This window comes from Amycolatopsis umgeniensis, from assembly GCF_014205155.1.
Lineage (GTDB): Bacteria > Actinomycetota > Actinomycetes > Mycobacteriales > Pseudonocardiaceae > Amycolatopsis > Amycolatopsis umgeniensis.
This window is the reverse complement of the sequence record NZ_JACHMX010000001.1, coordinates 8586488-8609257: the sequence shown is the minus strand read 5'-3', so window position 1 is coordinate 8609257 and position 22770 is coordinate 8586488. Positions and strand designations below refer to the sequence as shown.

Sequence of the window (22770 nt, the reverse complement as noted above, 5' to 3'; positions counted from 1 at the left end):
CGGAAACAAGTTTTAGTCTACGATCGTAGAATGAACAAGAGACTCGTAGTGGTGACCGGCGGTGCCAGTGGCATCGGCCGCGGAGTCGCCGAAGCCTTCCAGTCCGCGGGCGACCGCGTGGTCATCGCCGACGTCGACGCGCGCGCCGCCCACGACCTCGCGGGCGAACTCGGTGCCGAGCACGTCGAACTCGACATCTCCGACCCGGGATCGGTGGACGCGGCGCTGGCACTCGTCACCGGCCGATTCGGCCCGGTGGAGGTCCTGGTCAACAACGCGGGCCTCGCCGGGGGCGGCGGTCCGTTGGTGGGACTGGACATCGGTGTCTTCGACCTGTGCATGCGGGTGAATTTCCGTGGCACCTTCCTGATGACCCGTGCGGTCGGGGCGCATATGGTCGAGGCGGGTACTCGCGGCTCCATCGTCAACATCACCTCCATCGGCGCCCGGCAGCCGACGCCCGGGCTCGGTCATTACGAGGCCACCAAAGCCGCCGTCGAGGCGCTCACCCGCTCGGCCGCGCTCGAACTGGCGCCGCACGGCATCCGGGTCAACGCCGTCGCTCCCGGCCCGGTGCTCACGCCGATGACCGCCGGATTCGCCTCGGACACCGCCGCCCGCGCGGCGTGGGAAGCGAGGATTCCGTTGGGAACCATCGCTTCCGTCGCCGACGTGGTGCCGTCAGTCCTGTTCCTCGCCTCCGCCGACGCCGGCCATCTCACCGGGGTGAGCCTCCAGGTCGACGGCGGGCAACTGCTCACCTGAGTACACGACGCGGCCGCCGGACACGGTGAGTTCGACACCGACGTCCGGCAGGTCCGCGAACGCGACCTCGAGCGGATTCGCCGCCAGCACGCAGAAGTCGGCGACCCGGCCGACGGTCAGCGAACCCTTCCACTCCGCGGCCCCGTCCTGCTCGGCGGCCGCCACCGTGTAGCAGCGCAGCAACCGGGTCATCAGCGCGGCGTCCACTTCGGACGCGTCCAGCATCCGGGCGGCCGCGGCGATGTGCACCCGCCAGTCCGGGGTGACCACCGGTGCGTCGCTGCTCAAGGTCAGCGCGACACCGGAGTCCAGCATCTCGGCCAAGGGCCAGGCGCGGGCACCGACCTCCGCGCCGAGAGCGGCCGAAAGCATCCCCCGCATCGCCACCGCGATCGCGGGCTGGGTGGTCAGGCCGACACCCGCGGAAGCCATCCGCGCCAGCTGATCCCGCGTCACCAGGTCCCCGTGCACCAGGTGGTCGCCGCGGCGCAGCGAGCCGAGCGCCACCTCGATGCTGCGATCCCCCGTGGCGTGCACGGCGACCACCATTCCGGCGTCGTGGGCGAGACGGATCATGGCGGCGAGGTTGGCCGCACGACCCGGGTCGTCGTCGCCGTCGACCAGCAACGTGCCGTGGGAACCGTCGGCGTAGCAATGATGTGTCCACGCGGACCGCATCGGCGGGATGCCGTCGGCGAAGATCTTCACACCGGGCACGGTGAGCCACGCCGGATCCGCGGACGGCGACGGCGTCGCCAGCCCGCGTTCGAAGTCTTCCAGCGAACTCGCGCCGTCGAGCAGGCCGAACAACCGCAGCGCGGTCACCCTCGCGCGCAAAAGCCCTTCCCGGGCCAGTGCCGCGTATTCCTCGAGCACCTCGGCGCCGAAGCAGCCCGTCTCGCCGGGGCCCAAACCGGGCTCGGTGTAACTCGTGATGCCGAGCGACGCGCACAGATCACCCGCGCGGAGGATGGCGGCCCGCCGTTCGGCCGCGTCGCGCACCGCTTTCTCTTCTCCCCCGGTGAATCCCGCACCACCGATGAGCGTGTCCGGCCACCGGGCGCCCAGCCAGGTCGCGTGGAGGTGCGCGTCGTTGATTCCGGGCAAAACCGTTCTGCCCGCGAGGTCGATCACCTCGGTCTCCGGGCCGATGTGGTCCAGAGCGACGTCACCGAGGGCGACGATCCGGTCGTCGCGGACCGCCATCGCCCGCACGACGGTGCCCGCCGGGTCGAAAGTGCGCACGGGACCGCCGCGAACCACGAGTGATGCGGGACGAATACGTTGCGACGGCATGGTTTCCTCCAGGATCTGGACTTTTTCTCCTACGACTGTAGACTAAAAAGATGGTCAACAGAACCGAAGCGGCGGTGCTCACCGAACACGGCTCCGCGCTCACCTTGCGGGAACTACCGCTGCCGGAAGAGCCGGAACCGGGCGCCGCGCTGGTCCGGATCACCTGCACCACCCTGTGCGGCACCGACGTGCACATCTGGTCCGGCCAGATGACCTTCCCCGGCATGCTCCCGATGGTGCTGGGCCACGAAATGGTCGGCGAGGTGGTGGCCGTCGGACCGGATACCACCGACACCCTCGGCCGCGAGATCACCGAGGGCGACCGCATCGGCTGGTCCGAATCGACCTGCGGAAAGTGTTACGGCTGCACGATCCTGCGCGAACCGGTCGCCTGCGAGAAGCGCGGATACGGCTTCCTCCAGCGTTCCGACGTCTTCCCGTACGCCACGGGCGGTCTCGTCCGGTACTGCTACGTGACCCCCGGCGCGGCCAAACTCCTCCTCCCGGACGACGTCAAGGACACCTGGGCCTCGATGTCGGGCTGCGCGGGCAAGACCGTGCTGCGGGCGGTCTCACGCTCCGGCGGGATCCGTCCCGGTGCGACGGTCGTGGTCCAGGGCGCCGGCGCGCTGGGTGTGTTCGCCACCGCCGTCGCGCGGATCTCCGGCGCGGGCGACGTCATCACCATCGGTGGCCCCGCCGACCGTTTGGAGACCGCCGAACGCTTCGGGGCGACAGCGACGATCCCGGTCGACGGCACCGCCGAAGAACGCGTCGAGCGGGTCAAGGAACTCACCGGCGGCCGCGGTGCCGACCACGTCTTCGATTTCGCGGGCGGGCCCACCATCGGTGAGGAGGCCGTGGCCTTCGCGGCGCAGCGCGGGACGATCGCGATCGTCGGTTCCACCGGACCCGCCCCCTCCCCCGTGGCGCTGGGCACGGTGATGGGCAAGGAACTCACCGTCGTCGGCTCGCTCAACGGCGACATCGCCGACTACCACCGCTCGGTGGACTTCTTCCGCACGTTCGCCGATCGGCTGCCCTGGGACGACCTGTTCAGCGCGCCTGTCGGCCTTTCCGAAGCGTCCAAGAGCGTCGAGTCGATGTCGCGGCTCGGCGAACTCAAAGCCGTCATCGACCCCCGCCTTCCCTAGGAGACCCCATGCCCGTCATCCCCCAGCGCCGGATCGGCCGCGACGGCCCGCTCACCGGCGTGCTCTCGCTCGGCTCGTGGCACACCTACGACCGGATGGACTTCCGCGAGGCGGTGAACCTGGTCCGCACCGCCGTCGATTCCGGCATCACGCTCTTCGACGTCGGCGTCTACGGTTTCCCCGGCGCCACCCCGGTCTACACCGACGTGCTGTTCTCCGCGATGGTCCGCGCGGCCGGGCTCCGGCGCGAGGACTACCTGCTTTCGGCCAAGCTCTGGCTGGAGGACTACCCCGAGCACAACCTCCGCGACCAGCTGGACAACGCGCTGTTCCGTGCCGGGGTCGAGCACGCGGATCTGGTGGTACTGGGCGATCTCCGGCGCGAAGACACCGATCTGCACCAGCTGGTGCTCGATCTGGACGAACTCCGCCGGGCCGGGCTGATCCGCCAGTGGGGGGTGAACAACTGGTCCGCCGGCACGATCAAGGCGCTCCACGACTTCGCCGCGGCGGAGAACGTACCCGGCCCCGCCATCGCGCAGCTGAAGTACAGCGTCGCCCGGCGGTCCATTCCGGACGGTGAACCCTTCAAGCAGGTCTTCGGCGAACTCGGGGTCACGCTGCAGTCCTCGGACATCTTCGAGGGCGGGATCCTGCTGGGCAAGAACAGCGGTGCGCGTCAGGTCGGCCGCGACCCCGGCGACATCCGCGAGCGTATCGCCACCTCCGCCCCACAACTCGCGAAGATCGCGACGGAACTGGGTGCGACCCCGGCGCAGCTGTGCCTGGCTTTCACCCTCACCCACCCGGCCAACACGACCACGCTCTTCGGCGCGACCAGCACCGCGCAGCTCGAGGACAACCTGGGCGCCGTCGACCTCGTCGAGCGCGTGGGCGCGGACGAACTCCGCGGGCTCGTCGAGCCGCACTGGGCCGACCGGGACGTCGTCGATCCGGAGGGACCGTGACGGCCTTCGATCCCGAACTCGCCGAAGCCCTCGCCGGCCTCCCGTCCGGGCCGCCGTTGAGCGCCGAATCGCTGGCGGGCATGCGGCAGGCCATGGCCGACATGAACCTGAGCTGTGCCGAGGCGATCGGCGAGCGCGATCTCGTCTGGGAGGACCGCGCGGTACCCGGCACCGAGGTGGTAGTCACCGTCGTCAAACCCCGGAACGCCCAAGGCGCGCCGGGGTTCTACAACATCCACGGCGGCGGCATGGTGCTGGACAACCGCTTCGCCGACCTGCCGCGGATGGTCGCGCTGGTCGAGGAGTTCGGCTTCGTCGCGGTGACGGTGGACTACCGGCTCGCTCCCGAGCATCCGCATCCGGCGCCGCTGGAAGACTGCTACGCGGGCCTGACCTGGATGGCCGAGAACGCGGCCGAACTCGGCTTCGATCCCTCACGACTGATCGTCGGCGGCGGCAGCGCGGGCGGTGGGCTCAGCGCTGGGATCGCTTTGCTGGCCAGGGATCGCGGCGGTCCGGAGCTGGCTGGGCAGCTCCTGCTGTGCCCGATGATCGACAGCCGCAACGACTCCGCCTCGACCAGGGAATTCGCGGAACGCGGGGTGTGGGGACGGGAAGCCAACGAGTTCGGCTGGCGATCCCTCCTCAAGGGACAGACCTCGCCGTACGCGGTCCCGTCGACCGCGACCGATCTCACCGGGCTCCCGCCCGCCTTCATCGAGGTCGGCGCGGCCGAGATCTTCCGTGACGAGGACGTCGACTACGCGCGCCGCCTCTGGCGGGCGGGCGTGCCCACCGAACTGCACGTCTGGGCGGGCGCGTACCACGGTTTCGACCGGTTCGCCCCGGACAGCGAGGTGACCCGGGCCGCGCTCGCCGCCCGGGCCTCCTGGCTGCGCCGCACTATCGGCCGAGCATGAACCGTGCGGCCTGCTCGCCGACCAGCACCGCCGGCGCGTTGGTGTTGCCCGTGGTCACCCGCGGCAGCACCGACGCGTCGGCGATCCGGAGCCCGGCGATCCCGTGCACGGCGAGTTCCGGATCGACCACGGACTCCGCGTCGGTCCCCATCCGGCAGGTCCCGACCTGGTGGTGGTAGGTGATGGCGGTCCGGCGGACGTACTCGCGGACGTCGGCTTCCGGCCCCGGATACAGCTCGCGGGCGCCCCAGTCCTCCGCCAGCGCGGCCGCCCTGCCGATCTCCCTGCACTGTTCCACCGACGCGACCAGGCTCTCGAAGTCGGCCGGATCCTCCAGGGCGGCGAGATCGATCAGTGGCATGTCGTCCGGATCCGGCCCCGCAAGCCGCAGACTGCCCCGGCTGCGCGGCGTGACCATGCCCGCCATCAGCGAGAACCCGGTCTCCGGGCCGGTCATCCACGACTCGTACATCGGCACGCTGAAGTGGATCGGCTGGGTGTCGGGCACCGGCAGGCCGGGACGGCTGCGCCAGAACAGGTGGGTCTGCGTGACCGAGCGGCCGGGCGCGGGCGGATCGACCTGACGGCGGTCGGTCGCGAAGATGACCGGCGCGAGCAGATGGTCGTGCAGGTTCTTCCCGACGCCCGGCAGCTCGGCGACGACGTCGATCCCGTGCACCTCCAGTTCGTCGACCGGCCCGACGCCGCTGCGCAGCAGGATGGCCGGTGAGGCCAGCGCGCCGGCGGCGAGCACGACCTCGTCGGCGAAGACCTTGCGCAGTTCGCCGTCGACCTCGGCCAGCACACCGGTCACCTTGTCGCCCTCGAAGAGCAGGCGGTGGACGAGCGCTCCCGTGTGGACGGTCATCCGCTCGACGGCGGGCTGCCCGTAGGCGAGCCAGGTGTTGAGCCGTTTGCCGTCCCGCGTGGTGACCCGCTGCACCGAAACACCGTCGAGCTCGTCGCCGTTGTAGTCCGGGTTGAACGGCAGGCCGGTCTGCACGGCCGCGTCCACAATGGACTGCTGGATCGGGTGCAGCGGTTCGTTCGGCACGACGTCGAGCAGATCCTTCTCGATCCGCTCGAACACCGGGCGCACGTCGTCCCACCGCCAGCCGGGCAGGTCCCAGCCGTCGTAGTCGGCGGGGGCGCCGCGCACCCAGATCATCGCGTTCAGCGCGTGCGACCCGCCGAGCACCTTCCCGCGCGGCAGGTGCAGCCGCCGGTTCGCCGCGTGCGGCTGCGGCACGGTGTAGTAGTCCCAGTCCTCCGGGCCGTGCCACAGCTCCCCCGCCCGCGAGAGGTCGTGGATGGCCGAGTTGGTGTCCGGCCCGCCCGCTTCGAGCAGGGTGACCCACGCCCCGGAGTCGGCCAGTCTCCTGGCGACCACCGAACCGGCCGAACCCGCTCCCACCACGATGACGTCCATGTCCCCACCCTCGCAAGGCGCGGACCCGTCCGGCGGATTCGGTTCGCTGGCCGACAATCGGCGTGCCCTGGCGGGCAAGACCGAAGAGCTCGTGGCGCCCGATACTCGATCACACACCGGTCGAGGAGGAGCTAGCCATGGCCACACGCCTGTTCATCGACGGACAGTGGACCGCCGCCGGAGGCGGATCCCTGCCGACGTACGATCCGGCCACCGGCCAGGTGATCGAGGACGTCGGCACCGCGTCGCCCGCCGACGTCGACGCCGCCGTCGGTGCCGCCCGCAAGGCACTGGACGACCCCGCTTGGGCGGGACTGCTGCCGGTCCAGCGGGCCGCGCTGCTGTTCGAGCTCGCGGCGCTGGTCGACAAGCACCACGAGGAGCTGGCCGCGCTCGAGACGCGCGACCAGGGACAGCCGATCGGGATCTCCCGCCAGGTCAGCGTCACCGGCGCGGCCGAACACCTGCGGTACTTCGCGGGCTGGGTGACCAAGATCCAGGGCACCACCAACCCGGTGTCCTTCCCGGACACGCTGCACTACACCCGCCGCGAGCCGGTCGGCGTGAACGCGCTGATCACGCCGTGGAACTTCCCGCTGATGATCCTGGTGTGGAAGCTCGCGCCCGCGTTGGCCACCGGCAACACCGTGGTGATCAAGCCGAGCGAGGTCACCCCGCTGACCAGCATCCGGCTGGTCGAGCTGGTGGAAGAGGCCGGGTTCCCGCCGGGCGTGGTCAACCTGGTCACCGGCGACGGCGCGGTCGGCGCTCTCCTGAGCGGACACGGCGATGTCGACCACCTGTCCTACACCGGGTCGACAGCGGTCGGGAAGCTGATCACGGCCGCCAGCGCGGAGTCGAACCTCAAGCGGCTCACCCTGGAGCTCGGCGGCAAGGCGCCCAGCATCATCGCCGGGGACGCCGACATCGACGCCGCCGTCGCGGGCAACCTCGCCGGCGCGACGCTGAACAGCGGGCAGGTCTGCGCCGCGTACACGCGTTTCTTCGTGGACCGCAAACGGGAGCAGGAGTTCGTCGCGAAACTGGCCGCCGGGCTGGAGGGCCTCAAGGTCGGCCCGGGTCTGGACGAGTCCAGCCAGCTCGGTCCCCTCGTGTCGGCGAAGCACCGCGAACACGTGGACTTCCTCGTCTCGACCGGCCGCGAGCAGGGCGCGGAACTGGTCACCGGCGGCCAGGCCGTCGACCGCGAGGGCTACTTCTACTCGCCGACGCTGTTCGCCGGCGTCGCCGACGACATGACGATCATGCGCGAAGAGATCTTCGGGCCTGTCCTCGCCGTCACCGCCTACGACGATCAGGACGAACTGCTGGCGCGGGCGAACGACACCGAGTACGGGCTCGCGGCCACCGTGTGGACCCGCGATCTCGGCGTCGCGCAGCGGTTCGCCAACGGCATCCGGGCGGGCGCCGTCTTCGTCAACATGCCGCCGATCCCCGACATGGCCGCGCCGTGGGGCGGGTACAAGGCGTCGGGCTGGGGCCGTGAGATGGGACCGTGGGCCATCGACGCGTACACCGAGATCAAATCAGTCTGGCTGCACTACTCGTGACCACTGGCGACGCGGTGAACTCGACCCCGAAGAGCAAGTCGCAGATCGCCTACCACTGGATCAAGGCGCGGATCGACGACGGCACCTTCTCCCCCGGCTACCGGCTGGTGTTCGGGCAGATCGCGCAGGAACTCGGGGTCAGCACCGTGCCTGTCCGCGAGGCTGTCCGGCGCCTGGAGGCCGAAGGGCTGGTGACCTACGAGCACAACATCGGCGCGCAGGTCGCGATGGTCGACGAGAGCGACTACCAGCACACAATGCAGACGCTCGCGCTGGTCGAGGGCTACGCCGCCGCACTGGCGGCGCCGTCCTTGCCCGGCGAGGTGCTCGACGAGGCCAAAGGGCTCAACGCGCAGCTGACGGCCTGCCTGGACAACTTCGAGCCGTCGCGGTTCACCGCGCTGAACCGCGACTTCCACCGTGTCCTGTTCGGCACCTGCCCCAATCCTCAGGTGCTCGATCTGGTCAACCGCGGCTGGAACCGGCTGGCCGGGCTGCGTACGTCGACGTTCAGCTTCGTCCCCGGCCGCGCGCACGAATCCGTGCAGGAGCACCAGAAGATCCTCGACCTGTTCGACAGGAGCGCGCCTGCCGGGGAGATCGAACTGGCCGTGCGCGAGCACCGGTTGACCACGTTGGAGACGTTCCTGGCCTGGCGGCATCCTTAGGAAGGCACGGCCTCCGGCGGCGGGAACGCGTAGAAGCGCACGGAAAGCTCCTTCTCGCCCGCCGCCGGACGCCGCCGACGCTGGCAGTACCGCGTGATCAGCTCGCGGTACTCCGCGTCGAGTTCACGGAATTCCTCTTCGGTCAGCCGCGTCGAGGTCCGCTGAGCCGTGGACCACGGGCCGAATTCGTCGCGGTGTTCGGCGGCCCAGGACAGCAGTGCGACCTCGTTCGCGTACTTCGCGTCGAGGAACGCGGTGACCCGCTCCCGGTCCGCGCCCTCGTAGTCGTCCGGCTTCGGCTCGCGCAGGTCCTGCGGGATCGAGATCCAGTTCCCTTTCCGGTCACGGCGGACGAAACCATTGTCCTGCAAGGTTTTCAGGCAAGCGGCGACTTCCGCTCGCCCGAGCCCCGTTCCGCGTGCCACGTCTTCGGCCCCGGCGGGAAGCTCGCCCATCACGCGCTGGTACCGCGGGTCTTCACGCATCGCGATGTCGTTCAACGTCACCGAGCGCCGCGGCATCGTCTTGCTCAGCAGCCGTCGTGCGGCGAGGGCCAGCACCACGGCGACCGGGATCTCGACGAAGACGGCGAGGGCGAGGGCGACACTGGTCCATCGCTCGGCCGACGTCCAGCCGAGCATGACGTCGAACCACGCGTCACAGCACAACATCGCGGCCGTGGCCGACAGCAACGGCACGGCCGCCCGTCGGCGGCGCAGCCCGAGCCACGCTCCCGCCGCGAAGCAGAGCAGGAGCGCGATGTCGAATCCGACCCAGGCCGCACGCCACTGTCCGGTGTCGTACCGGTCGGGCAGCGTGTGGGCGAGGTAGACGGTCCAGGGCACGAGGCAGACCGCCGTGCCGGCGAGGAGAGCCAGCAGCATCCGTCGGATCATGATCACGACGGTAGAGGCGGGCGCCCCGGCCGGCATCCGGGCTTTTCCCTGGTCCCGGTTCAGGGTCGCCCGACCGGACCAACTTGGCGGAAACGCCGGTTTTCTTCGTGCCGGCCTGGTCAGAATCGGTCCATGCGATCGAAAACGCTCGTCCTCGCCGCGATCGTCGCGCTTTCGGCCGGTCTCGCCGGCCCGGCCACCGCCTCGGCCACCGGGCCGCGGCTGGAGGGTTCGCGGACCTGCGCGCACGACGCGCGCTTCACGTGCTCGACGCTGACCGTGCCGCTCGACCATCGCGGGCGCACCCCCGGCACGGTGAAACTCCAGGTGGCCACCGCGAACAACGTGACGGCCCCCAAGGGAGTGCTGCTGTTCCTCACCGGTGGCCCGGGCCAGCCCGGGGTCCCGTTCAGCACCAAACTGTTCGACCGGATGCCGGAGGTGTTCGAGAACCACCGGCTGGTGATGATCGATCAGCGCGGCACCGGCGCGAACGCCCTCGACTGCCCGGAATTGCAGGCACAGGTCGGCAGTTCCGACATCGAACCGCCGACCCGAGGGGCTGTCGACGGCTGTACCGCCGCACTCGGCGACAAGGCGCGGTTCTACGGCAGCGACTCGACGATCGCCGACCTCGATCTGCTCCGCCGGGCCCTGGGTGCGCGGAAAATGGTGGTGGACGGGGTTTCCTACGGTTCGTTCACCGCCGCGCGGTACGCCATCGCGCATCCGGGCAACGTCTCGAAGGTGATCCTCGATTCGGTGCTCCCCCATCATGCGACCGTCGAGCAGTCGCTGTACCTCCAAGGGCTGACGGCGACCGCGCGGGTGCTGCGCAGTGCCTGCGCCAAACCACCAGCGTGCGGATTCGACCCGGCCGAAGACCTCGCGTGGCTGGTCCGGAACCGCGACACCGCGGCCGGTGTCGCGCTGTTCGACATGATCGTCACCTACGAATTCGTCGACCCGAGCTATCGGGACCCGTCGGCGATGGGCACCGATCTGATCACCGCGCTGCACACCGCCCGAGCCGGTGACACCGCGAAACTCGATTCGCTGCTGCGGAATCTCGCTTCCGGCGGGGATCCGCTCGCCTCGTTCAGCGCGGGCCTGCACGCCGCGACACTGTGCGCGGACATGCGTTTTCCTTGGGGCGACGCCGGAACGCCGGGCTTCGTCCGCGAGCCGTTGCTGAAACTGGCCGAGAAGCGCCTGGGCACCCGGGACACGTGGCCGTTCAGTCCGGCCGTCGCGACCGGGCTGGGATTCATCCGGACCTGCCTGCCGTGGCCTGCCGAGCCGCCGAACTCGAACCCGGGCGGGAAGCTGCCGGACGTCCCGGTGCTGCTGCTCAACGGTGACCACGACCTCTCCACGCCGATGGAGTGGGCGTACGCGGAGGCGAAGGTGGCCCCACGTGGGAAGGTCGTGATCGTGGAGGGAGCGGCGCATTCGATCCAGAACCGGGAGCAGGGCGACGCCGGACGGAAGGCTGTGGCGGAGTTCCTCGCCGGTTGAGCGGGCGCCTCACGAGACCGTTGGACGGAGCAGGTCCTCGAGCCCGATCCGCTTCAGGAACCGCTCTCGAATCCTGTCCGCGACGGCGGAGACCTCTTCGGAACCGTCGTCCGACGGATCGATGTGCACCCGGAACGGACGCTCACCGGCCGGTGCCTGGACTACGTCGACTATCGCGTCCGCGACGGCGGCGACATCGGCATCGGGTGGCGCGAGGGCGGCGAGCCGAGCACCGACCTGGTCCATCAGGCCCGCGTACCGCTCTTCGTAAGCGGCGACGGTGGCCGAGTCGGCCGGGCGGCCACCGTTGGCGAAGTGGTTGGTCCCGGAGGTGAACGCGCCGGGGACGACGATCGTGGTGCCGATGCCGAATCGGGCCAGTTCCGCCGCGTAGCTGACGGCGAGCGCGTCCATGGCGGCCTTCGCGGCGAAGTACGGCGCCAGATACGGCGGGGTGCCGCCGCGCGTGCTCGAACTGCCGACCCACACCACCAGTCCCCGTCCTCGTGCCCGCAGCCCGGGCAGGGCCGCCCGGTTGACCCGCTGCGCGCCGAGGACGTTCGTGTCGTAGACCTGGGCGAGCTCGTCCGGGGTGAACGCCTCGGCCGGGCCGGTGACCATGTGTCCGGCGTTGTGCACGACGACGTCCAGCCTGCCCTGCTTGTCCAGGATCCCGGCGATCGCCGCGTCCGCGGAGCGCTGGCACGCGACGTCCAGTTCGATCGCGCGGAGGTCGACGTCGTGTTCCTTCGCGTGGTCGTGGGCCGCCGCGACGGCTGGGGCGTTGCGGCCGGTGGTCTGCCGCATGCCCGCGTAGACGGTGTGCCCGGCGCGCGCCAGCGCCCGCGCGGTGAGGGCGCCGAAGCCGCTGGAGGCACCGGTGATGACGATGACCTTGTCGCTCATGACACGAACTTCCCTTCCTGGTGGCGAAAACTCAGACGATGCCGCCGTTGGCGCGGAGGACCTGTCCGTTGACCCAGCGGGCGGGGCCGGCGAGGAAGGAGACGACCTCGGCGATATCGGACGGGGTGCCGAGGCGTTCCAGCGGCGGCTGCCCGGCCATCCGCGCGATGGTCTCCTCGTCCTTGCCGTCGAGGAACAGCGCCGTGGCCGTCGGGCCGGGGGCGACCGCGTTCACGGTGATGTCGCGACCGCGCAGTTCCCGGGCCAGTACCAGGGTGATCGCCTCGACCGCGCCCTTGGTAGCGGCGTAGGCGGCATAGCCGGGAAGGGCGAGGCCGAGCACCGACGTGGAGAAGTTGACGATCGCGCCGCCGTCGCGGACGCGGCGGGCGGCCTGCTGGTCGACCACGAAGGTGCCGCGGATGTTGGTGCGGTGCAGCCGGTCCAGCCTGTCGAGATCCAGTTCGGCCACCGGCGCCAGATACATGGTCCCGGCCGCGTGGACCACGACGTCGACCCCGCCGAACATCTTCTCCGCGGTGTCGAACACGGCCGCGACGGCGTGCTCGTCGGCGACGTCGGCCTGAGCCGCGATCGCCTGGCCGCCCTTGGCCCTGATCACGTCGACGGCGGCCTGGGCCTCGTCCTTGTTGCCGCCGTATACGACGACGACCGCGAATCCGTCGGAGGCCAGCCGCTCGGCGGTCTCCCTGCCGATGCCCCGCGACCCGCCGGTGACGATCGCTACGCGTGTCATGATGTGCTCCCATCAGGTGTTTCCGTCGATAACGAGATCACCGTATCACCGATATCGAACCGGCGCTACCAAGAATGTGTTATCGTCGATACATGACGGTGACGACGAAAGAACGCCTGGTCCGCGCGGCGGCGGAGCTCCTGCTGGACGGCGGGCGCGAGGCGTTGTCGACGCGTGCGGTCAGCGCGGCCGCCGGAGTGCAGGCACCGACGCTCTACCGGACCTTCGGGGACAAGGAGGGCCTTCTTGACGCTGTCGCCAGCTACGGCTTCAAGAGCTATCTGTCGGGGAAGCGCGCCCTCGGCGAGACCGACGACCCGGTGCGCGACCTCCGGCACGGCTGGAATCTGCACGTCGAGTTCGGCCTTTCCCAGCCCGCCTTCTACATGCTCATGTACGGCGAGCCCCGCGTCCGCGAAGCGCGCCAGGAGGCGGACGCGATGCTCCGCCGGATCATCGAACGCATCGCCGAGGCGGGCAGGCTGCGCGTCCCCGTCGAACTGGCCGCGCAACTGGTGCACGCGACAGGGATGGGCGTGATCCTCTCGCTCATCGCGAGCCCGCCGGGCCTGCCGAATCCGGACCTGATCATCGCCGCGCGCGAACACGTCATCGCGGCCGTCACCACCGACACGGCCGAGAGTGCTTCGGACATCCCGAGCCGAGCGATCGCACTCAAAGCCGCGCTGGAGAAGGAACCCGGGGACGCGCTCACCCCGGCCGAGCACGCGATGCTCGCCGAATGGCTCGACCGCATCGCGCGGTGAACTACCGGCCCACCGCCCTCGCGGCCGCGACCGCCTGCCCGGCATAGGACCGTCCGAAGAGGACAGTGTGCACGAGCAGCGGGAACAGTTGGTGCGCCCCGATCCGGTCGGTCCAGCCGTCGGCGAGCGGGGCGACCTCCTGATAGGCGGCGAGCACGCGATCGAGCAGCGGGCAGCCGAACAACTGCAACATGGCCAGATCGGTCTCGCGGTGACCACCGTGCGCGGCGGGGTCGATGAGCGCGGCCTCGACGGCTCCCCACAACACGTTGCCGTTCCACAGATCACCGTGCAGGCGGGCGGGAGGTTCCGCCGGTCCGGTCAGCTCGGGAAGCCGCGCGCAGGCCTGCTCGATGACGGCGGCTTCGGCAGCGTCCAAGGTGCCTTCGTCGATCGCACGGCGCACATACGGCAGGACCCGGTACTCGGCGTACCACTCCGGCCAGTCCTCGCCCGGCGCGTTCTCCATCGGGGCGAGACCGATCCACGCGTCGGCAGGCCCGTCCGGCGGAGCCGCGCCGAAAGCGGGCGCGCCGGCCGCGTGCAACGCCGCCAGCCCCCGTCCCAGCCGCTCCGCCGCGTGATGCGTCGGGCGCCCGCCGCCGACCAGTTCGGTCACCAGCCATTCGTCGTCGTGCCCGCGGATCTCGGGTACCCGTACGGCGTCGGCCTCGCCCAGCCACCGCAGACCCGCCGCCTCCGCGGGTGTCGCGTTCCGGGCGTGGCCCCGTTTGACGACCACGGTGTCGCCGCTGTCCAGCACCACTTCGGTCACCGCGCCCGAGAGACCCCTCTGCTCGGCGACGCCTCGTCCAGTGATCCTCGTGGCCGCCTCGGCAGGCGTCGAAACCTGGGTCATGCCCGCAACCTACCTCCGCCGATCGGGTGAACGCTCGTTGTCTAGAGTGCTCAGCGGGGGAAATCCACGCGCTTTCACTGTTCGAGGGGAGATCGGTCGTGCCCAAACGTCCGAGAGTTCGTCATGCCGTCGTCGCCGCGATGCTCGGCGCGACGCTGATCGGCTGCACACCGCCTGCCAACACCGGCCAGGCCAGGAGCGCCGCCGCCACGACGTCCGGGGAGACGTCCGCCAGCGAGCCGACGACGACCGAGAGGCCGTACCTGACCACCACGCCCACGCTGGAGGTCACCGGCGACGCGGTCAAACCGGGTACGAAACTGAAGTTCGGCGAGCAGGCGATCATCCCGTTCTACAGTGACTACGCGAAGGGCTTCGTCGGGCTGACGGTCACCGTCGAATCGGTCAAGGCGGCCGACGCCGACATCGACGGCCTGCCGCTCAAAGACGAGGACAAGGCCAAACTGCGCGGCAAGAACTTCTTCTTCGTCCGCGAGAAGCTGACGAACGTCGACGGCACGAATCTCGCCAAGGTGACCACGCCCGTCCTGAGCGCGAGGACCAAGAGCGGCGGCTGGCCGGGCTCCCTGCTGGGAATGGGGAACACGGACGTCACCGGATGCGAGGGCGGGAACATCGCACCGCAGGACTTCTCGGTCAAGGGAGCGGTCTTCGAGGCCTGCCGTCTGCACTTCGGGAGCGCGTCGGACCCGATCGCCTCGCTCGCGTACACGTCGCAGCCTTACGAAAGCGCCGATTCACGCGCCGTGACCTGGCGGAACAAATAACCCGGCCGGTTTCCCGACCTCGGTCGGGCTGCACCCGGTCAACGCCCTGAACTCGCGTACGAGATGTGCCTGGTCGCTGTAGCCGCCCAGGTGCGCGACCTCCGCCCACGCGAGGGACGACACCCGGTTCACCAGCGCCATCACGCGGTTGAGCCGGGTGATCCGCCCGACCGTGCTGGGGTTCAGCCCGATCTGTTCGCGGAACCGGGCGTTGAGGTGCTGACGGCTCCAGCCGACCTCCTCCGCGAGTGCGTCGACGCGGACAGGGCCAGCCGCGAGACGGTCCCAGGCGTACCGGACGGGCGCGGAGAGTTCCGGGCCACGAGCGAGCCTCGCCACCAGGTACTCGTCCAGCAACCGGAACCTCTCCGGCCAGTCCGCCGCTTCCGCGAGGCGTTCCGTCAACGGTCCGGCCGCCGTCAGATCGGAAGCCGCGATCACCGCGTTCGTCAGCTCGCGCAACGGGATCCCGAACAATCCGTAGGCGCCGAGCGGGGTCAGGGCGACGGCGATACCTCGCGAAACGCCGGCTTGTTCCGCGAGCAGCGGCCGGTCTCGCAGCCCGAGCACGGGTGATTCCGGCAGCGCGCGTTTCGGCGCTTCGAGGTCGATCACCCAGATGAGCGCGGAGAGCGGGGTGACCCGCCAGGAGTTCGGCCCGGCGTCGGGGAGGTCGTGCGCGACGTAACTCGAGACGTGGGCGGCGAGGCGAGGATCCGGGAGGCGCAGCACCCGCTCGCCGGGCGCGCGGCCGATGTCCCGCCGTGGCACCACGAGACTCCACCCACCCATGCCGCCATCTTACTTTCGTTCAAGACCGGAAACGGGACGCTGCCTAGCGTTCTCGTCATGACCAAAATCGGGGGATTCAGAGATCCGGCGGCCGAACGGCGCTATTTCGCCGCCTATGACCGCGCCATGGCCGAGTGCCCGGAGCCAAGCGCCCTGTTCCACGTCGAGACGCGCCACGGCACCACACGGGTCTACCGCTACGGCGGCGACGATCCGCCGATCGCGCTGCTGCCCGGGCTCTTGGCGACGTCCGCCTGCTACGCGACCTTGATCCCCGCCCTGGCCGAGCGGCACGCCGTCTATGCGATCGACACCCTCGGCGAGGCGGGCCGAAGCGTGCAAACGGCGCCGTTCAAGGACATCCGCGACCGCACGAGTGCGCTCGACGACGTCTTCGAGAGCCTGGGATTGACCGCGGTGCACCTCATCGGCGGTTCGACCGGTGGCTGGCACGCGGTCAACCAGGCGATCCACGCGCCCGGCAGGCTCGCCTCCATCGGGCTGCTGGACGCGACCACCGTCTCGGCGCCGTTCTCCCGGAAGGTGTTGTGGTACGGCGCGCTCGCGGGCGTGCTCGACAGCGAACGCCTGTGGCGGCGGTTCTTGACCTGGTCCGCCGGGGAAGACGTGCTCGACCAGCCCGCCGCCCGGCTGGTGCTCGCCGGTATCCGGTCTTACCGCGCGCGGGTGCCGTTCCAGGTCTGCCCGAGCGAGGAGGCACTGCGATCCATCCGAGTGCCCGCACTCGCCCTGTTCGGCGGGCGAAGCACCGTGCACGATTCCGCCGCTGCCGCCGCACGGCTCGAGAACCTGCTTCCCCAGGCCGACGTCGAAATCCTGCCCGACGCCGGGCATTTCCTCTATCTCCGGCCGGAGGATCGCGAGCTGATCATCGACCGTGTCCTCAAGTGGGTCGTCTAGGCCGCCCGCGCCGCGGTGCCGCCTCGCGCCGCCGCCAGGCTGGCCCGGCACGCTGTGATCAGCCGGGCCGAGGCGGCGCTTTCGCCGTGGCCGCACCGCGGGCAGGACATCGTGACGGCACCGGACAGCTCGTCGACGGAGACGGTCAGCGCGGTCGCGCACGAGCGGCACCAGCGGTGACGGGTGATCGGGTTGACGTGAACCGGTGAGGCGACGCACTGGTGGATCCAGCGGCCGTGCACGTGGCAGGTCAGGCGGTCGTCCGGGGACAAGCGGCCGAGGTCTTCCGCTTCGTCCTCCAGCGCCAGCAGAACCGGCAGGGTGCGGCGCACCGGGTTCAGCCGCGTGGTCGAGGCCAGTGTCGTGGTGGTCATCGCTTTCTCCTTCCGGCTCTTTATCAGGACGTCGAACGGGGAGCGTCAGATACGACACGGTCAGGGGCCCTTCTCGGAAAGCTCTCCCCCTGGCGGGTGAATTGATCTTGGTCGAGCCCAAACCGTTACCCCATTCGGGTTAACCGCGCGTATCTTTCGGATCATGACGGTCCCGCTCATTCCACTGTCCACATCAGACAGTCGCGGCCCCGGCTACCTGCTGCTTCCGCCCGCGGGCGGCACGCTCCAAGCGTTCGGCCCGCTCGCCGGCGCGGCCGCCGCGGAGGTCTGGGGCGTCGAATATCCCGGACACGGGGAACGGCTCGCGGAGGCACCCGCGTCCTCCGTCGAAGAAATCGCCTCGCTCTTGGCCGACGCGACGCCGAGGGACTGGTTTTCCCGCACCGTGACAATCGGTTTCGGAATGGGCGCCTTCGTCGCGCTGGAAACGGCCCAACGACTCGGCGTCGCCCCTGGCGCGTTGATCGTCGTGGACGCGTGCGCCCCGCAACGGCGCTCCCCGGAGAAGAACGCCAAGGCGGGCGCGTCGGCCATGGGGCGGGTGTTCGGCCGCACCGGGCTCACCCCGGTCGCGGGCTATCGCGACTCGCCCGAGAGCTGGGAGTACGCCCTGGACCTCCTGCTCGGCGACCTCCAGCTGCTGAACGCCTACCGTGGGCCCGCCAGGACGCGACTCTCGTGCCCGATCGCGGCGATGCGCGGCACCGACGATCCCGCGTTCGCCTCCGGCGACGACGCCACGGGCGGCTGGCGGGTGTGGACCTCCGGTCCGTTCGTGGGCCGTGTCGTCCCCGGCGGCCATCTCGGCGTGCTCGAATCCGGCAGGGAGGCCGAGTTCTGGGCCCGGATCCACCGCCTGGAGATGGCCTTCCTCGACGTCCAGCCGGAAGTCGCTTAGAGGGGTGACTTACACCGGTGACGTCGTCCGACGGTCGCCGCGCCCCGCACCGCGTCCTTAGTTTCGATCCCGTACCAGGCGTTTCGCGGGAGGGATCAGGATGCTCAGCAGGAGAAGGTTCGCGCAGGCCGTCATCGCCGCGACGGCGGGAGCCACCGTGGCGAGTTGTTCGGCCCAGCCCGCGGCGGCACCGGTGGCCGCGTCCGCGACGACCGGCGGGAACACCTCGTTCGGCCCGCTCAAGCAGGTCGACGCCGGGGAGCTGAGCATCGGGTACGCCGAAGCCGGCCCCGCCGACGGCCCGGTGGTGGTCCTCCTGCACGGCTGGCCCTACGACATCCACAGCTACGTCGACGTCACCCCGCGCCTGGTCGCGGCCGGATACCGGGTGATCGTGCCGTTCCTCCGGGGCTACGGACCGACGCGGTTCCTCTCGAAGGACACCTTCCGCAACGGCCAGCAGTCCGCGATCGCCGCCGACATCATCGCGCTGCTGGACGCCCTCGAGATCCAGAAGGCCGTCTTCGGCGGCTTCGATTGGGGCGCCCGCACGGCCGTGATCATCGCCGCGCTGTGGCCCGAGCGCTGCAAGGCGCTCGTCTCGGTGAGCGGCTACCTGGTCACCAACCGGGAGACGAACAAGCAGCCGCTCGCCCCCGCCGCCGAACTCGGCTGGTGGTACCAGTACTACTTCGCCACCGAGCGCGGCATCCTCGGCTACACGGACAACCGTCACGACTTCAACAAGCTGATCTGGAAGATCGCGTCGCCGAAGTGGACCTTCGACGACGCGACCTACGACCGGTCGGCGGCCTGTTTCGACAATCCGGACCACGTGGCCATCGTGATCCACAACTACCGCTGGCGGCTCAGCCTCGCCGACGGCGACCCGAAACTCGAGGCCCTCGAACAGAAACTCGCGCAGGGCCCGACGGTCTCGGTCCCGACGATCACGATCGGCAGCGACTTCGACGGCCCGAACACCGACGGCAAGGCCTACCGGTCGAAGTTCTCCGGCAAGTACGAGCACCGCGTCCTGAACGGGATCGGCCACAACGTCCCGCAAGAGGCGCCGGAAGAGTTCGCCAAGGCTGTCATCGACGTCGACCGGTTCTAGCGCGCTCCGGTGAGGTGTTCGAGTGCCAGCTGGGACAGGCGGATGAAGCCGTAGCCACGTTCCGCCGCCTTGTCCGGGTCGAAGTCCTCGAAAGCCGATCGATCCGCCAGCAGATCCGCGGCGGTCTCACCCTCGTTGAGCGTCGGTGTCGCCAGCTCCGGGACGAGGGCGGCGTCCAGCGCGGCCCGTACCTCGGGATCGGCACGGAAGGCGCGGGCGCGTTCCGCGAACAGCAGGTAGCTGGCCATGTTGGCCTCGGCGCTGGCCCAGACGCCGTCCATGTTCTCCGTGCGCAGCGGCTTGTAGTCGAAGTGGCGCGGCCCGTCGTAGCCGCCGTGTTCCAGCAGGTCGACGAGGAAGAACGACGACAGGACGTCGCCGTGGCCGAACACGAGGTCCTGGTCGAACCGCGGGCCGCGCTGGCCGTTGAGGTCGATGTGGAACAGCTTGCCCTGCCACAGGGCCTGCCCGATGCCGTGGACGATGTTGAGCCCGGCCATCTGCTCGTGCCCGACCTCCGGGTTCACGCCGACGATCTCGTGGTTTTCCAGTGTGGAGATGAACGCGAGCGCGTGCCCGACGGTCGGCAGCAGGATGTCGCCGCGCGGTTCGTTCGGCTTCGGTTCGAGCGCGAGCCGGAGGCCGTAGCCCTGGTCAATGACGTACTGGGCGAGGAAGTCGATGCCCTCGCGGTAGCGGTCCAGCGCCGCGCGGACGTCCTTCGCGGCATCGGTCTCGCTGCCTTCGCGGCCGCCCCAGAGCACGAAGGTCGACGCGCCCAGTTCGGCGGCGAGGTCGAGATTCCGCAGCACCTTCCGCAGCGCGTAGCGGCGGACGTCGCGGTCGTTGCTCGTCAGGCCGCCGTCCTTGAAGACGGGGTGGCTGAACAGGTTCGTGGTCACCATCGGGACGACGAGGCCGGTTTCGGCGAGCGTGCCCTGGAACCGCTTCAGGTGCCGCGCCCGCTCGGCGTCGTCCGAGCCGAACGGGACGAGGTCGTCGTCGTGGAAGGTGACACCCCAGGCGCCGAGGTCCGAGAGCCGGTGCACGGCCTCGACCGGGTCGAGCGGTCCCCGGCTCGCCGGGCCGAACATGTCGTTCGCCTGCCAGCCCACGGTCCAGAGCCCGAAGCTGAACTTGTCCGCACGCGTCGGTGCCTGAGCCATCACGCCTCCCATTAGTTTGATGCCTGAACTTATCGACGCCGACCGCGGCGGGTCAAGGCTTTCGTTCAGGCATCGAACGAATACACTCGCGCGATGATCGGCACGCGTCCGGCTGGACAGCACACCGTGCGGCAGCACAACGCCGCCCTCGTCCTCGGTGCCATCGCGGACGGCCCCGGCACCTCACGGGCGGGCCTCGCCGCCGCCACCGGGCTCACGAAGGCCACCGTGTCGAGCGTGGTCGACCGCCTGATCGCGGCGGATCTCGTGGCCGAAGGCGAGCCCGAGCGCCGCGTCGGCCCCGGACGGCGCGGCACCGTCGTCTCCCTGTCCCCCACCGGCCCGCACGGCCTCGGCATCGAGATCGGCGTCGACTACCTCGCGTACTGCCTCGTCGATCTGACCGGCACCGTCCGGGCCGAGGAAGTCCGATACGCGGACAACCGGACCCCGCGCGTGTTCCAGCGCGTGTCGGCGTTCCTGCACAAGGCGCGGAAGCGGGCGGACTCGCTGGGGGTCCCCGTCGGCGGTGTGGGCATCGCGGTGCCGGGCCTGGTCGAATCCGGTCTCGTGCGGCTCGCCCCCAACCTCGGCTGGCGCGATGTCGACCTCGCGGACCGGCTCGGCGAGACCTTCACCGTCGCCAACGAAGCCAACTTCGCCGCGCTCGCCGAACTCTGGCACGGCTCGGCGTTGCCCGATTTCGTCCACGTGTCCGGCGAGATCGGGATCGGCGCGGGGATCGTGCTGGACCGCGCCCTGTTCGAGGGTGTCCGCGGCGCGGGCGGCGAGATCGGCCACCTGCCCGTGGCGCCCGACGGCCCGCCTTGTTCCTGCGGCGCGAACGGCTGCCTGGAACGGATGGCCGGACAGGAGGAGATCCTCCGGCAGGCGGGCGCCGGCACGGTGGACGACTTGATCTCCGCACTGGAATCGCAGGACGACGCGGCGATCGGCGCTGTCACCGCCGCCGCGGGCCATCTCGGCGTCGGACTGTCCACTGTGGTCAACCTGATGGACGTCCCCGCCGTGGTACTAGGCGGAATCTACGCGCGACTGGAGCCTTGGCTTCGTGAGCCACTCCTCGCCGAGCTGGAACGCCGCGTACCCAGCACGGCGTGGTCGCCGGTGCGCGTCATCCGCTCGGCGCTCGGCACGGGAGCCGCCGTCCGCGGCGCGGCCGGCTCGGTGATCCGCGGCATCCTCGCGGATCCCGAGCACCATCTCACGACTCACTGGCCATCCGATCAGGACGCTCGGGGCCGGTGACCCCGGGCAGCAACGGCTCGATCGCCTGCGCCCGCTGCTCGATGTCGGGACGCTGGGCCCGCCGCGCGTAGGCGATCAGGGCTTCACGGTCCCCCTGCAGAAGCCAGCCCTGCTCGCTTCCGGTCTCCAACCGCACGAGGTGCTGGACCAGCTCCGCGGACTCGGCGCCGAAGTCCCGCATGCGGCGCGTCAGCAGCTCCGCCGCGCCGAGGTAGCCGTTGTTCCAAGCGTGGGCGGCGAGCAACTGCGCCGTCGCGGCGAGGATGTCGCCGAGGTGGAACCCGCCCTCCGCGGCGAGATGTCCGGCGAGCCGGAAGCTGCGTCTGCCCTCGCCGACCGGCCCCTCCTCGCGAATCGCTTCGAGCAGCGCCCCGATCTGCCGCGTCAGGTAGTCCTGACCCGCGCTCTCCACCGTCACAGCAGTCCTCCACCCAGTCGCCGAGATCGTAGAAAGGTGTCAATGGGGAGCACATCAGATACATCGAATGCCGAACCGTTATCACCCGAATGGGGTGCACGGCGGTGGCTCACGGCGAACAGGGTGCCACGGCTCCCGTCTCGCCCGCGGCGCACCACCCCGGATGCCGACGCAGCCACTGGTCGCGAGCCTTCTCGATGTCGCGCTGAGTCATCCCGCGCGCGGCGTCGACGCAGCCACCGGTCTGGCATTTGGTGCTCGTCCCCGGCTCGTAGCACTGGCTCGCGTCCTTGCGGCAGGCCGTTCCGCGTTGGCCGGCCTTCGTCTTGGTGGGCGCTTTGGTGGTCGGCGCGGCGGTGGTCGAGGTGGCGACGATCGTCGTGGTCACTTTCGTGCTCGGCGGGTCGGTCGTGGCAGGCGCCGCGCTCGTCGTGACCGTGACGACCGGGCGCGCGGGCGAATCCGGCGTCGCACAGGCCACTGTCCCGAGGAAGAGCACGCCTGCCGATACCAGGAGCAGGACACGCGCCAC

Annotated in this window: 24 protein-coding genes; 13 read left to right on the top strand and 11 right to left on the bottom strand. The window is 70.1% G+C overall.

The window, feature by feature from the left end; genetic code table 11:
* Positions 1–48 precede the first annotated feature (48 nt).
* Entirely contained in the window at positions 49–765 is a 717-nt protein-coding gene (locus tag HDA45_RS39235; RefSeq protein ID WP_184906508.1) for an SDR family oxidoreductase, read from the top strand.
* Here the strand turns inward: HDA45_RS39235 and HDA45_RS39230 are convergent.
* Entirely contained in the window at positions 682–2010 is a 1329-nt protein-coding gene (locus tag HDA45_RS39230) for an amidohydrolase (protein ID WP_343072259.1), read from the bottom strand. The two genes, HDA45_RS39235 and HDA45_RS39230, sit on opposite strands and share 84 nt — an antisense overlap.
* Before the next feature lie 101 nt (positions 2011–2111).
* Between HDA45_RS39230 and HDA45_RS39225 the strand changes: the two genes are divergently transcribed.
* The 3 genes from HDA45_RS39225 to HDA45_RS39215 are packed head-to-tail and all read left to right on the top strand — an operon-like array spanning position 2112 to position 5103.
* Positions 2112–3215: a zinc-binding dehydrogenase gene (locus HDA45_RS39225; RefSeq protein ID WP_184904168.1), complete on the top strand. Its 1104-nt coding sequence runs from the start codon at positions 2112–2114 to the stop codon at positions 3213–3215.
* Between the two features lie 8 nt (positions 3216–3223).
* Positions 3224–4183 carry an aldo/keto reductase gene (locus HDA45_RS39220; protein WP_184904166.1) on the top strand — a complete coding sequence of 320 codons (960 nt, stop codon included), beginning with the start codon at positions 3224–3226 and terminating at the stop codon, positions 4181–4183.
* On the top strand, positions 4180–5103 hold the full coding sequence (locus HDA45_RS39215) for an alpha/beta hydrolase fold domain-containing protein (protein ID WP_184904164.1): 924 nt from the start codon (positions 4180–4182) through the stop codon (positions 5101–5103). Before HDA45_RS39220 ends, HDA45_RS39215 begins: the two co-directional genes overlap by 4 nt.
* Here HDA45_RS39215 and HDA45_RS39210 read toward each other — a convergent pair.
* Entirely contained in the window at positions 5087–6532 is a 1446-nt protein-coding gene (locus HDA45_RS39210) for a GMC family oxidoreductase (protein WP_184904162.1), read from the bottom strand. The genes HDA45_RS39215 and HDA45_RS39210 overlap by 17 nt on opposite strands.
* Positions 6533–6669: 137 nt before the next feature.
* On the opposite strand from HDA45_RS39210, the gene HDA45_RS39205 reads away from it, so the two are divergent.
* Together HDA45_RS39205 and HDA45_RS39200 are read left to right on the top strand one after the other, a co-directional pair.
* Positions 6670–8103 (top strand): aldehyde dehydrogenase family protein, encoded by a 1434-nt coding sequence (locus tag HDA45_RS39205; protein WP_184904160.1) that lies wholly within the window; start codon positions 6670–6672, stop codon positions 8101–8103.
* Positions 8100–8771: an FCD domain-containing protein gene (locus HDA45_RS39200; protein WP_184904158.1), complete on the top strand. Its 672-nt coding sequence runs from the start codon at positions 8100–8102 to the stop codon at positions 8769–8771. Before HDA45_RS39205 ends, HDA45_RS39200 begins: the two co-directional genes overlap by 4 nt.
* Here the strand turns inward: HDA45_RS39200 and HDA45_RS39195 are convergent.
* A complete protein-coding gene (locus HDA45_RS39195) occupies positions 8768–9667 on the bottom strand; it encodes a helix-turn-helix domain-containing protein (RefSeq protein WP_184904156.1) in 900 nt (299 codons plus the stop codon). The two genes, HDA45_RS39200 and HDA45_RS39195, sit on opposite strands and share 4 nt — an antisense overlap.
* A 132-nt stretch (positions 9668–9799) precedes the next feature.
* Between HDA45_RS39195 and HDA45_RS39190 the strand changes: the two genes are divergently transcribed.
* Positions 9800–11185 carry an alpha/beta fold hydrolase gene (locus tag HDA45_RS39190; protein WP_184904154.1) on the top strand — a complete coding sequence of 462 codons (1386 nt, stop codon included), beginning with the start codon at positions 9800–9802 and terminating at the stop codon, positions 11183–11185.
* Positions 11186–11194: 9 nt separating this feature from the next.
* On the opposite strand, the gene HDA45_RS39185 is transcribed toward HDA45_RS39190, so the two are convergent.
* Entirely contained in the window at positions 11195–12091 is an 897-nt protein-coding gene (locus tag HDA45_RS39185) for an SDR family NAD(P)-dependent oxidoreductase (RefSeq protein WP_184904152.1), read from the bottom strand.
* A gap of 31 nt (positions 12092–12122) precedes the next feature.
* On the bottom strand, positions 12123–12848 hold the full coding sequence (locus tag HDA45_RS39180) for an SDR family oxidoreductase (RefSeq protein ID WP_184904150.1): 726 nt from the start codon (positions 12846–12848) through the stop codon (positions 12123–12125).
* Between the two features lie 92 nt (positions 12849–12940).
* On the opposite strand from HDA45_RS39180, the gene HDA45_RS39175 reads away from it, so the two are divergent.
* Positions 12941–13615 (top strand): TetR/AcrR family transcriptional regulator, encoded by a 675-nt coding sequence (locus tag HDA45_RS39175; protein WP_184904148.1) that lies wholly within the window; start codon positions 12941–12943, stop codon positions 13613–13615.
* Position 13616: 1 nt separating this feature from the next.
* Here HDA45_RS39175 and HDA45_RS39170 read toward each other — a convergent pair whose 3' ends face one another.
* Positions 13617–14474: a fructosamine kinase family protein gene (locus HDA45_RS39170; protein WP_184904146.1), complete on the bottom strand. Its 858-nt coding sequence runs from the start codon at positions 14472–14474 to the stop codon at positions 13617–13619.
* Positions 14475–14572: 98 nt separating this feature from the next.
* Here HDA45_RS39170 and HDA45_RS39165 point away from each other — a divergent pair, with 98 nt between their 5' ends.
* On the top strand, positions 14573–15262 hold the full coding sequence (locus HDA45_RS39165; protein ID WP_184904144.1) for a hypothetical protein: 690 nt from the start codon (positions 14573–14575) through the stop codon (positions 15260–15262).
* Here the strand turns inward: HDA45_RS39165 and HDA45_RS39160 are convergent.
* Complete coding sequence (locus tag HDA45_RS39160) at positions 15233–16054, bottom strand: helix-turn-helix domain-containing protein (protein ID WP_184904142.1); 822 nt, start codon at positions 16052–16054, stop codon at positions 15233–15235. The genes HDA45_RS39165 and HDA45_RS39160 overlap by 30 nt on opposite strands.
* Before the next feature lie 57 nt (positions 16055–16111).
* On the opposite strand from HDA45_RS39160, the gene HDA45_RS39155 reads away from it, so the two are divergent.
* Positions 16112–16975, top strand: a complete 864-nt coding sequence (locus tag HDA45_RS39155; RefSeq protein WP_184904140.1) for an alpha/beta fold hydrolase — start codon at positions 16112–16114, stop codon at positions 16973–16975.
* Here HDA45_RS39155 and HDA45_RS39150 read toward each other — a convergent pair.
* The gene (locus HDA45_RS39150) at positions 16972–17349 is read right to left on the bottom strand and encodes a hypothetical protein (RefSeq protein WP_184904138.1); all 378 of its coding nucleotides are present in this window, start codon (positions 17347–17349) and stop codon (positions 16972–16974) included. The genes HDA45_RS39155 and HDA45_RS39150 overlap by 4 nt on opposite strands.
* Positions 17350–17512: 163 nt before the next feature.
* On the opposite strand from HDA45_RS39150, the gene HDA45_RS39145 reads away from it, so the two are divergent.
* Both HDA45_RS39145 and HDA45_RS39140 read left to right on the top strand, forming a co-directional pair.
* A complete protein-coding gene (locus tag HDA45_RS39145) occupies positions 17513–18268 on the top strand; it encodes a thioesterase II family protein (RefSeq protein ID WP_184904136.1) in 756 nt (251 codons plus the stop codon).
* A gap of 100 nt (positions 18269–18368) precedes the next feature.
* Complete coding sequence (locus HDA45_RS39140) at positions 18369–19385, top strand: alpha/beta fold hydrolase (protein ID WP_184904134.1); 1017 nt, start codon at positions 18369–18371, stop codon at positions 19383–19385.
* On the opposite strand, the gene xylA is transcribed toward HDA45_RS39140, so the two are convergent.
* Positions 19382–20551, bottom strand: a complete 1170-nt coding sequence (gene xylA, locus HDA45_RS39135; RefSeq protein ID WP_184904132.1) for a xylose isomerase — start codon at positions 20549–20551, stop codon at positions 19382–19384. The genes HDA45_RS39140 and xylA overlap by 4 nt on opposite strands.
* A 93-nt stretch (positions 20552–20644) precedes the next feature.
* Between xylA and HDA45_RS39130 the strand changes: the two genes are divergently transcribed.
* A complete protein-coding gene (locus HDA45_RS39130) occupies positions 20645–21820 on the top strand; it encodes an ROK family transcriptional regulator (RefSeq protein ID WP_184904130.1) in 1176 nt (391 codons plus the stop codon).
* Here the strand turns inward: HDA45_RS39130 and HDA45_RS39125 are convergent.
* The gene (locus HDA45_RS39125; RefSeq protein ID WP_184904128.1) at positions 21777–22238 is read right to left on the bottom strand and encodes a hypothetical protein; all 462 of its coding nucleotides are present in this window, start codon (positions 22236–22238) and stop codon (positions 21777–21779) included. The two genes, HDA45_RS39130 and HDA45_RS39125, sit on opposite strands and share 44 nt — an antisense overlap.
* 109 nt (positions 22239–22347) lie before the next feature.
* The gene (locus HDA45_RS39120; RefSeq protein WP_184904126.1) at positions 22348–22770 is read right to left on the bottom strand and encodes a hypothetical protein; all 423 of its coding nucleotides are present in this window, start codon (positions 22768–22770) and stop codon (positions 22348–22350) included.

What these genes read in the sequence shown, in the direction of transcription:
- HDA45_RS39175 (WP_184904148.1), top strand. Translation starts at nt 12,941, where the DNA reads ATGACGGTGACGACGAAAGAACGCCTGGTCCGCGCGGCGGCGGAGCTC.
- HDA45_RS39210 (WP_184904162.1), bottom strand. Translation starts at nt 6,532, where the DNA reads ATGGACGTCATCGTGGTGGGAGCGGGTTCGGCCGGTTCGGTGGTCGCC.
- xylA (WP_184904132.1), bottom strand. Translation starts at nt 20,551, where the DNA reads ATGGCTCAGGCACCGACGCGTGCGGACAAGTTCAGCTTCGGGCTCTGG.
- HDA45_RS39180 (WP_184904150.1), bottom strand. Translation starts at nt 12,848, where the DNA reads ATGACACGCGTAGCGATCGTCACCGGCGGGTCGCGGGGCATCGGCAGG.
- HDA45_RS39225 (WP_184904168.1), top strand. Translation starts at nt 2,112, where the DNA reads ATGGTCAACAGAACCGAAGCGGCGGTGCTCACCGAACACGGCTCCGCG.
- HDA45_RS39160 (WP_184904142.1), bottom strand. Translation starts at nt 16,054, where the DNA reads ATGGGTGGGTGGAGTCTCGTGGTGCCACGGCGGGACATCGGCCGCGCG.
- HDA45_RS39195 (WP_184904156.1), bottom strand. Translation starts at nt 9,667, where the DNA reads ATGATCCGACGGATGCTGCTGGCTCTCCTCGCCGGCACGGCGGTCTGC.
- HDA45_RS39155 (WP_184904140.1), top strand. Translation starts at nt 16,112, where the DNA reads ATGACCAAAATCGGGGGATTCAGAGATCCGGCGGCCGAACGGCGCTAT.
- HDA45_RS39170 (WP_184904146.1), bottom strand. Translation starts at nt 14,474, where the DNA reads ATGACCCAGGTTTCGACGCCTGCCGAGGCGGCCACGAGGATCACTGGA.
- HDA45_RS39220 (WP_184904166.1), top strand. Translation starts at nt 3,224, where the DNA reads ATGCCCGTCATCCCCCAGCGCCGGATCGGCCGCGACGGCCCGCTCACC.
- HDA45_RS39185 (WP_184904152.1), bottom strand. Translation starts at nt 12,091, where the DNA reads ATGAGCGACAAGGTCATCGTCATCACCGGTGCCTCCAGCGGCTTCGGC.
- HDA45_RS39130 (WP_184904130.1), top strand. Translation starts at nt 20,645, where the DNA reads ATGATCGGCACGCGTCCGGCTGGACAGCACACCGTGCGGCAGCACAAC.
- HDA45_RS39190 (WP_184904154.1), top strand. Translation starts at nt 9,800, where the DNA reads ATGCGATCGAAAACGCTCGTCCTCGCCGCGATCGTCGCGCTTTCGGCC.
- HDA45_RS39205 (WP_184904160.1), top strand. Translation starts at nt 6,670, where the DNA reads ATGGCCACACGCCTGTTCATCGACGGACAGTGGACCGCCGCCGGAGGC.
- HDA45_RS39140 (WP_184904134.1), top strand. Translation starts at nt 18,369, where the DNA reads ATGCTCAGCAGGAGAAGGTTCGCGCAGGCCGTCATCGCCGCGACGGCG.
- HDA45_RS39145 (WP_184904136.1), top strand. Translation starts at nt 17,513, where the DNA reads ATGACGGTCCCGCTCATTCCACTGTCCACATCAGACAGTCGCGGCCCC.
- HDA45_RS39150 (WP_184904138.1), bottom strand. Translation starts at nt 17,349, where the DNA reads ATGACCACCACGACACTGGCCTCGACCACGCGGCTGAACCCGGTGCGC.